11 protein-coding genes are annotated in these 7983 nt (G+C 65.5%); 10 read left to right on the forward strand and 1 reads right to left on the reverse strand.

Features of this window, described 5'->3' with window-relative positions; genetic code table 11:
• The 10 genes from ACAX61_RS17315 to ACAX61_RS17360 all read left to right on the forward strand — a co-directional run bounded on the left by ACAX61_RS17315 (nt 1) and on the right by ACAX61_RS17360 (nt 7395).
• Nucleotides 1-534, forward strand: coding sequence for a hypothetical protein (locus tag ACAX61_RS17315; protein WP_037444036.1), 534 nt, complete (start codon nt 1-3; stop codon nt 532-534).
• A 119-nt stretch (nt 535-653) separates the two neighbouring features.
• Nucleotides 654-1178: a hypothetical protein gene (locus ACAX61_RS17320; RefSeq protein ID WP_037444040.1), complete on the forward strand. Its 525-nt coding sequence runs from the start codon at nt 654-656 to the stop codon at nt 1176-1178.
• Nucleotides 1179-1365: 187 nt separating this feature from the next.
• Nucleotides 1366-1878, forward strand: coding sequence for a DUF736 domain-containing protein (locus ACAX61_RS17325; RefSeq protein WP_099234222.1), 513 nt, complete (start codon nt 1366-1368; stop codon nt 1876-1878).
• A gap of 257 nt (nt 1879-2135) precedes the next feature.
• Nucleotides 2136-2618, forward strand: coding sequence for a hypothetical protein (locus tag ACAX61_RS17330; RefSeq protein WP_069338175.1), 483 nt, complete (start codon nt 2136-2138; stop codon nt 2616-2618).
• 194 nt (nt 2619-2812) lie between these two features.
• Nucleotides 2813-3280, forward strand: a complete 468-nt coding sequence (locus tag ACAX61_RS17335) for a DUF736 domain-containing protein (protein WP_099234220.1) — start codon at nt 2813-2815, stop codon at nt 3278-3280.
• A 143-nt stretch (nt 3281-3423) separates the two neighbouring features.
• Nucleotides 3424-3744, forward strand: coding sequence for a type II toxin-antitoxin system Phd/YefM family antitoxin (locus ACAX61_RS17340; protein ID WP_069336079.1), 321 nt, complete (start codon nt 3424-3426; stop codon nt 3742-3744).
• Nucleotides 3677-4117, forward strand: coding sequence for a hypothetical protein (locus ACAX61_RS17345; RefSeq protein ID WP_278988084.1), 441 nt, complete (start codon nt 3677-3679; stop codon nt 4115-4117). Before ACAX61_RS17340 ends, ACAX61_RS17345 begins: the two co-directional genes overlap by 68 nt.
• Before the next feature lie 714 nt (nt 4118-4831).
• The gene (locus tag ACAX61_RS17350) at nt 4832-5170 is read left to right on the forward strand and encodes a single-stranded DNA-binding protein (protein WP_069336081.1); all 339 of its coding nucleotides are present in this window, start codon (nt 4832-4834) and stop codon (nt 5168-5170) included.
• A gap of 133 nt (nt 5171-5303) precedes the next feature.
• A complete protein-coding gene (locus tag ACAX61_RS17355) occupies nt 5304-5756 on the forward strand; it encodes a hypothetical protein (RefSeq protein WP_069336082.1) in 453 nt (150 codons plus the stop codon).
• 649 nt (nt 5757-6405) lie between these two features.
• Complete coding sequence (locus ACAX61_RS17360) at nt 6406-7395, forward strand: SLOG family protein (RefSeq protein ID WP_069336083.1); 990 nt, start codon at nt 6406-6408, stop codon at nt 7393-7395.
• A gap of 218 nt (nt 7396-7613) precedes the next feature.
• Here the strand turns inward: ACAX61_RS17360 and ACAX61_RS17365 are convergent.
• On the reverse strand, nt 7614-7983 hold a 370-nt coding region (locus tag ACAX61_RS17365), incomplete at its 5' end, for a hypothetical protein (RefSeq protein WP_370715956.1).

Genomic DNA, 7983 nt, shown 5'->3' on the forward strand with positions numbered 1-7983 from the left:
ATGTACCGCGTCCATTATTACGACAGCAGCGAAGCGGCGTATGACGCCTGCCTCGACACACCCTGCATCGAGGAGGGCGATGTCATCGCCATCCTTTCCGAGCATGTCATCGGTCTCGCCTCGAGCGATCCCATCGCCATCACGCTCGAACATGGCGCGTTCCGCGCGGTTCCCGCGATGCCGGCGTCGCGGCTGCTCGAAGAACTGGTACACGACAGGGACCAGCTGCGACACGCCGTCGAACTGGCACTCGCCCACCATTTGCCGGTCGCACCCCATTTTCTCGCCTTCGCGCTGCGCAACGTGCCCTTGCCTGTCACCTGCACGGTCGTCGCACTGACGCTCGACGACATCATGGTCGCAGTCGACGCGATCCGACATCACGAGACGCGGCTCAACAAACGCGCCGGACTGGTCGATCCCCAGACGTCGCACGGACTCTTTCTCGCCTCGACGCTGCGCAAGCTCGCGACGGCCCGCAGGCATCTGTCCGAGCATCCTCCGCTCGAACATCCCACACATCCCTCTGGCTGACCCTTATCGTCGCCCCGGCATCGTCGAACGATGCCGGAACCGGCTGCGCCGGCAGGGAAGGGGGAGCGGATCGGCAATCCGGACATGGGGTCCGGATCTCTGCCGAAAGGTCATGACCCATGTGCATCGATCCCAATGCCGAACCCGTCGCCTTCGCGCTCGACACCAAACTCTGCCATCTTTTGCCGACGCTCTCCGACGCGCATCGCGAGGCCATCGCTCACGATCTCGCGCGCACCGCGATCTTTATGGCAACCGCGATGGCAGCGGACATGGCCCAGGACGCCGTAAATGGCCTGGTGCCCATCCCTGCGATGCCCCGTCTCGGCAAGCCGCCTGCACCCGCGAAGGTCCCACCTGCCGAAATCGTCGACATCGTGACGCTGACGCCCGCGATCCCGCCCATCGTCGCTGTCATGCAGAAAACCACCGACGTCACGGTTGCGGGCGTCAGCGAGCGCGACGGCTATACGTTCGGCATAGACAACCGGACCGATCGACTGATCGACATCCGACACGCAGGCAAACGCTGGTGCATGACGCCCGACGACGAAGCGAGCGCTGTCGTTTCGCGCGCGATCGGCGCCCTTGTCGCCGCGCATGCCGATATCGGCACTGCCTTGACCCGGCAGATAGCGCGCTGATCGCAGGACATCTGCCCAACTGAAACTCTCCCCGGCATGGCCGGATCGCACCACCGTCCGCGTGAAGAACGCGTTCGGTGAGGGGCGCTTTCGCGCCCTGCCCGGCCAAGGGGCCGGGGAGAGGAGGAGGATGGGAGAAAGTGTCGAGGACAAGGGGTCCAGACGCACAATCTCACGGAGACACGACATGAACATCGGATCGATCAAGCAGAACGACGCGGGCATTTTCATGGGCCGCATTTCGACGCTGGCAGTGGCGATGACGATCGCGCTGAAGCCGGTGCATTCCGCCAACCCGCGCGCGCCGCGCTACGAAATCCACGCGCTCACCCCGAGCCGGACGTGGGTGCAGGTCGGGGCCTTCTTCGAACTCACCTCGACCAACACCGGCGAGGCGTTCCTCAACGGCCGCATCGACGATCCCTCGCTGGCGCAGCCGCTCCAGGTCTCGGCGTTCCGCCAGGACGACGGCTCGTACAATGTCGTGTGGCAGCGCGCCCAGAAGCGCCGCGACGTGACGTCCGCGCTCGGGATCAAGTCGGACGAGGATATCGCGCCGCCCTTCGGGGCCGATGGCAGCAGCGTCAGCGACACCGGCAGCGAACCGACCCCGGACGGTCTCGGCCAGTCCACCGCGCCGGTGGAGGAGCCCGTCGCCAAGGGTCGCGGTCGCGCCAAGCGCGTTGCCGAAGACGCCTGAAATTCAAAGGGGCGGTGCCGTTACGGCATCGCCCTTTTTTTGCCTGCCGGGAACGAGTTCCTCGATCATTCATCCATGACGAGTCAATTCATCGTTGTGTTGAACCCGTTTATCGCCTCAATTCGTTTCACCGATGAGCACAGAGTGAATGGCAGAAACTGGAGCATGAAGATGAGAGGGTGATGACTGGCAGCTGGACGAATGGAGCGCAAGCCTCGGACGGGACCGGCAAGTCATTGGCCTCAGGAGTCTGCACCATGCCAGATCGCGTCTCGGTATCCATTACCATCGGAGGGATACTCCCTGCCGATCGGGTGCCCGAACTCATCGAAACCGCCAACCGATGCGGCCTTTCTCTTGAATGGGATGGGGGGCCGCTGACGGAGATACCCTCTGGAGAACCTCTCTGCCTACGCGCCCATGAAGTGGTCGGCGGTGATATCGACGACATGGAGGACTTTTGCTGCCATAACGACCTGCCTTTCAGAAGCTGGTCCGACGGTAACTACGGGCATTTTACACCTGAAATCCGCATCTGGATCGGCGAAGGTCCACGACAGGTCTATACCGCCGCACAAGACGAGAAGGCCGTCCTGACCGCCGACGAAGCGTCGCAACTAGGTTCCTACGAGGCGATCATGGAGCATTTCCGTCAGGCCAACTACATCCCTCCGCCGCTCCATATCCTCCCCATCAAGGCGCCGGACGATGCAGCTGAAGCACAATCTTCATGTGAGTAACCCTTAAGGGTTACCCAATTCGACAGTCCAGTCGCCAAAATGCCCCTCTTCGAACCACCACCGTCCGCGTGAAGAACGCGTTCGGTGAGGGGCGCTTTCGCGCCCTGCCCGGCCAAGGGGCCGGGGAGAGGAGGAGGATGGGAGAAAGTGTCGAGGACAAGGGGTCCAGACGCACAATCTCACGGAGACACGACATGAACATCGGATCGATCAAGCAGAACGACGCGGGCATTTTCATGGGCCGCATTTCGACGCTGACAGTGGCGATGACGATCGCGCTGAAGCCGGTGCATTCCGCCAACCCGCGCGCGCCGCGCTACGAAATCCACGCGCTCACCCCGAGCCGGACGTGGGTGCAGGTCGGGGCCTTCTTCGAACTCACCTCGACCAACACCGGCGAAGCTTTCCTCAACGGCCGCATCGACGATCCCTCGCTGGCGCAGCCGCTCCAAGTCTCGGCGTTCCGCCAGGACGACGGCTCGTACAATGTCGTGTGGCAGCGCGCCCAGAAGCGCCGCGACGTGACGTCCGCGCTCGGGATCAAGTCGGACGAGGATATCGCGCCGCCCTTCGGGGCCGATGGCAGCAGCGTCAGCGACACCGGCAGCGAACCGACCCCGGACGGTCTCGGCCAGTCCACCGCGCCGCTCGAGAACGCCTGATCGACCACGGGCGGCGCATATGCGTCGCCCCTTTCGCTCCCTCGACGGGGATCGCTTCGCTCCCCCCGAAGCGGTCCCCGTCTTCATTCTGGCTATTCCGCGCACAATGCGTATAATTGCCATTTCCACCGCAGGAGGATATCATGGCGACCCGCGCTGACGACGACACCGTCAACCTCACCGACTTTCACAAGTCTCCCGGCGTCTATGTCGATCAAAGCCAGACGCGGCCTGTCATTCTCACCAAGCACAAGCGTCCGTTCGCGGCCGTCGTCAGTGCCCAGTGGCTCGAACATGCCGAAGCTGCGCTCGCTGCGCTTCATGGAAACCGCCGTGTCTATTCCGAAGGAACCTTCCCCAATGACTTCGCGGCCCGTCTTGAAGCCTCGCTTCCCAGTGACGCCGAAATTGCCGCCGATCGATGGGACCACGACACCCCCGGCACCGCCGCCTCGCCCGGGTGATATCCTCAACTATGTCTATCTCTTCAGCACCGACGCCGCGGCGGGCAGGGACGAAGGCGTCAAGGAACGCCCCGTTATAGTCCTTGCCGCCGATGCCTCCGGCATCGTCGTTGCGCCCATCACCACCAAGGGCGAGGTACCCGATAGCGACACCGATGCGATCCCTGAGGTTGTCGCGACCGCTATGGGTTTGCCGCGCCCGCAGGAAAGCTATGTCGTTCTCAACGAAGCGAATGAGTTCGACTGGCGCGGCCACGACGTGATCGATCTCAAGAGTGGCGGCTTTCTCTACGGTAGAACCCCGCCGGGATATTTCGCAAAGATCATCCGCGCCATTCAGGCACGGCTCCTGAAGCCTCTGGACCGTCGCTAACGGGTCTCTCATCCAATCGCCATCGACAATCGCCCTCTGAAAGGAGCGGTGCCTTGCGGCACCGCCCCGACGGTTGGGATCGCAACTGTCCGCCAACCGGCCCTGATCTCGCAATCCGGCGGCCTGTAAAGCCATCGCCACCCTGCCAGCGGAAGCGCCCTGAAAGCAGCCTTCGATGGCGATCGGAACGGTGCCGGGGATGGCGGTTGCTGGCGATCGCCCTGGCAAGCGTTCCGCCCGAAGGTGCCCTTGCGGCATCCGGCTTCCTCGACACGGCCGTCACGTCCGCATGTGACCGTCCTTGTTCAGCTCCGGGCTGTCGCCACCATCCCAAGGAGTCGCGACGCTGGTGGTCCGGTTGCCCCCCGCACTCCATCGCCCGGGGATACGGATGACGCACCCGACCCTGTCGGTTCACGAGACTTGTCCATCTCGAAGCCTGCGGGAACCTTGGGCTGCGACCGGCGGTCCATCCGCCGTTTCGTGTCACCTGCGCCGGGAGCCGGAACCCCGCAACCCCTTTGGCAGGGCCGTGTTGCCGCGCGTTGCGCGGCTGCCCGCACCACCCCTGCAAAAGCGGTTCCCCTCCGGTCGATCGATCCCGCCGCCTGCGCGACGGTCCCGATCGCCCTGCGGTGCGGCGCCCCAGCTCCCGGCGCTCCTCAGGTGACACCGGCGGACGAACCGCCGGCCACATCCCAAGGAGGCTTCGAGATGAACAACGTGAACCTGGTCGGCCGCATCACCCGCACCCCCGAGCTGCGCGAGGTCAACCGCACCACCAGCGTCGCGACGATCTTCGTGGCGACCGATCGCCCCAAGCTGAATAAGGACGGCCACACCTACAAGGGCGAGGACGGCTTCACGGTCAAGGAAACCGAATACCACAAGGTCACCTGCTTCAACGGCCTCGCCAAGGCGATCGCCAACAACCGCCAGAAAGGCGACCTCATCGCCATCGAAGGCCGCCTCCACTACACCCGCTGGCAGGACGTCGACGGCAACGACCGCTACGGCTGCGAGATCATCGCCGACCGGGCAGAATTCTACTGACCCGAACCGCACGGGGCGGTGCCGCAAGGCACCGCCCCTGCCGCGTGCTCACTCTGACCGGCGCGCCGCCCTCGACGCGATGCTGACGCATCGCGCCTTGCGCGCGCGCCTCCGCTCGAAAAGGATCGGCATCATGACCACCCAGCGCGACATGTTCGACGGCGATCCGTTCGCGCCGGACCCCGAACCCGAAATCCCGGCACCGGCGCGCGGCAGTGACGACGGCGATGCCGTCGCCCCCACGCCGCTCGCGGTGCCATGCGGCTTCTACGATCGCCGGAACCAGCCCTGCCGCCGTCTCGCGACCCGTCCGATCCTCATGGACGGCAAGCCCTTCGTCCATCGCGACCGGCTGCTGCTCTTTTGCCCGCGCCAATGCTGGTTCGACGACGACAGCGCGGTTGAGCCGGAGCCGGCGAACCGGATTGTCGGCCATACCGGATATGACGACGAACCGGATTTACACATCAATCCGGTAACCGACGATCACGATGACAATTTCGACCCCGACGATCCGGGTCACACCCAGATGCCTGATTACGGGGACGCCCATGACGACGGCGATAGCCACGACTACGATCCATGACCGCGTGATCCAACGCGCAGCCTCTCCGGCTGCGGCTGCGGCCGCTGTCGCGGCCGCCGCTCCCTTGCATCCGGTTCGGGCGGTCGGTCCTGCCATGGTGGTTGAGAGAAGGGCGTAGAAGAAGAGGTTGGGCGTCCCGCCCTATGGGCGGGCACGCGGCTCTACTCGGCCCTGGCGGGCCTCCCGGAGCCCCCTGCGGGGTCTCCGCCCTGACGGGTGACGATCCGCTCGCTGCGCCGGGCGTCCTCCTTGGGGGCGGCGCGGGCTGGTTCGCCCTCCCGGGCTCTCTGGCGCCCGCTTTACGATGCCGTGCCTTGCGGCACGCCATCGTCGCCCGCCGTCGGTCCGACCCGGCGTGCCTGCCACAACATAATATTTTCTCTCTCTGTGATGAGGAAGTTTGGCATGCGGGGATTTGCGGGCCGTCAAGGACGAGCGGTCCCCCAATTTTCACGCACCCGACACTCCGGCTGCGCCTCCGCTTTCGGGCACGAGAAAATCGGCTCCACCGCTCGCGAGCGTTAACCGGGGTCCGTGCCGTCTGCGCGGCACGGCTTCCCGGTTAACGTCCCTGACCGCCCTGACCGCCGCATGCCGGATGAGATTCCTCACCGAGAGAAGGTGAGATTTTCAACACATGGAGGCTATCATGACCAAGTACAGCAACTTCGACGACATGGGCCGCGCGTTCAACGAGCGCCGCGTCGACACCGAAACCCGCCAGACCTACGAAGGCAGCTTCATCGAAGCCAGCGAGATGGCCAAGCTCAGCATCGTGGGAGAAGCCGAGAAGCTGGAAATGCCCGATCCCGATCAGGCAGCAGCCGCCGTCGAACAGATGCTCTCGACGATGTTCGATGTGTTCCGCGACACCCGGATGGAGGAGTTCGCCGCCGACCTCGCATGGGGCTTCGTCAACAGCTTCCACATGGTGGCCAAGCGCATCGAGGGCCGGGAGGATGACGCCGCCAAGAAGCTGGGCGATCTGGTCCGCAGCTACGACCCCTCGGAGATCTACGCTGTCGAACTCGAAGAGACCCAGCTGCTCTGCCAGACACTGGAAGGGTGCGCCGAGGCGATGCGCTGCATGCGCGACCACGCCGGCGAAGTCTATCGCATCGAGACTGGCCGTCCCTTCTCGACCGTGCGCGGCAGCCGCGTCTCCTCCAAGCTCACCGCCTCGATGATCGACGGAGCCGACTATCTGGCCGCACGCGCCGCCAAGAAGCGGGAAGAGCACAACCCGACCGGGCCTGTCGTCGCCTTCTCGGGCGGCATGGAATGGCACGACCACGAGCAGCTCTTCGAACGCCTCGACCAGATCAAGCGCCGCATCCCCTCGATGGTCCTGATGACCACCGCGATGAACAAGGGAGCCGACGCCATCGCCGCAGCATGGGCGTCCTCGCGCGACGTCAAGCTGGTGCGCATGATGCTCGAGCGTCGTCACGGCAACAAGGCGGGGTTCCTGCGCAACGACCGCATCGCAAGCCTGCGTCCCGTCGAGGCAGTCGTGTGCGAAGGATCGGGCGTCCAGATCGACTTCGCCCGCAAGATGCGCACCGCTGGCGTCCCGCTGCACGTCTTCCGTCGCAACGAACAGGCACCGATGCAGCCTGCGCGCAGCCGCCGCGCCTGACGCATCTGTCGGAAGGGCTCCGGGAAACCGGGGTCCTTCCCTTTTTTTACGTCGCCCTGGGCGGCGCTCCGGGGCATCGAGCCCCATCGCGCCGCGTGGGCCTGACCTTGCGGTCGATGACGCCCATAGACGGCAGCGGCCCGGCTCGCTCGCGGCATGGCAATGCCGTCGCATTGCCGATGCACGCTACGCCTCGCCAGTGCCGATCGCACCGCGCATCACAGCCGCGCCGGCTCGCTCGCATCGCGGCCACGCCTGCGCGTGTCGCGCTCGCTCCGCATCGACCGGCGCGGCACCCATCGAGCATGGCGCACCGCCGCCCGGTCCGGCTCGCTGGCGGGCGCGGCGATGCCGTCGCATCGCCTGCGCACCCGCTGCGCCTCGCGCCGTCCCGGGACGGCCTCGATGACAGCCGACCGGCACGGCTCGCTCGCGTCACGGCGACCCCTGCGGGTCGCCCGTTCGCTACGCCTCGCCAGTGCCGATCGCACCGCGCACAACAGCCGCGCCGGCTCGCTCGCATCGCGGCCACGCCTGCGCGTGTCGCGCTCGCTCCGCATCGACCGGCGCGGCACCCATCGGGCATGG

This window comes from Sphingomonas sp. IW22 (assembly GCF_041321155.1).
GTDB lineage: Bacteria > Pseudomonadota > Alphaproteobacteria > Sphingomonadales > Sphingomonadaceae > Sphingomonas.

What these genes read in the sequence shown, in the direction of transcription:
- ACAX61_RS17315 (WP_037444036.1), top strand. Translation starts at nt 1, where the DNA reads ATGTACCGCGTCCATTATTACGACAGCAGCGAAGCGGCGTATGACGCC.
- ACAX61_RS17320 (WP_037444040.1), top strand. Translation starts at nt 654, where the DNA reads ATGTGCATCGATCCCAATGCCGAACCCGTCGCCTTCGCGCTCGACACC.
- ACAX61_RS17325 (WP_099234222.1), top strand. Translation starts at nt 1,366, where the DNA reads ATGAACATCGGATCGATCAAGCAGAACGACGCGGGCATTTTCATGGGC.
- ACAX61_RS17330 (WP_069338175.1), top strand. Translation starts at nt 2,136, where the DNA reads ATGCCAGATCGCGTCTCGGTATCCATTACCATCGGAGGGATACTCCCT.
- ACAX61_RS17335 (WP_099234220.1), top strand. Translation starts at nt 2,813, where the DNA reads ATGAACATCGGATCGATCAAGCAGAACGACGCGGGCATTTTCATGGGC.
- ACAX61_RS17340 (WP_069336079.1), top strand. Translation starts at nt 3,424, where the DNA reads ATGGCGACCCGCGCTGACGACGACACCGTCAACCTCACCGACTTTCAC.
- ACAX61_RS17350 (WP_069336081.1), top strand. Translation starts at nt 4,832, where the DNA reads ATGAACAACGTGAACCTGGTCGGCCGCATCACCCGCACCCCCGAGCTG.
- ACAX61_RS17355 (WP_069336082.1), top strand. Translation starts at nt 5,304, where the DNA reads ATGACCACCCAGCGCGACATGTTCGACGGCGATCCGTTCGCGCCGGAC.
- ACAX61_RS17360 (WP_069336083.1), top strand. Translation starts at nt 6,406, where the DNA reads ATGACCAAGTACAGCAACTTCGACGACATGGGCCGCGCGTTCAACGAG.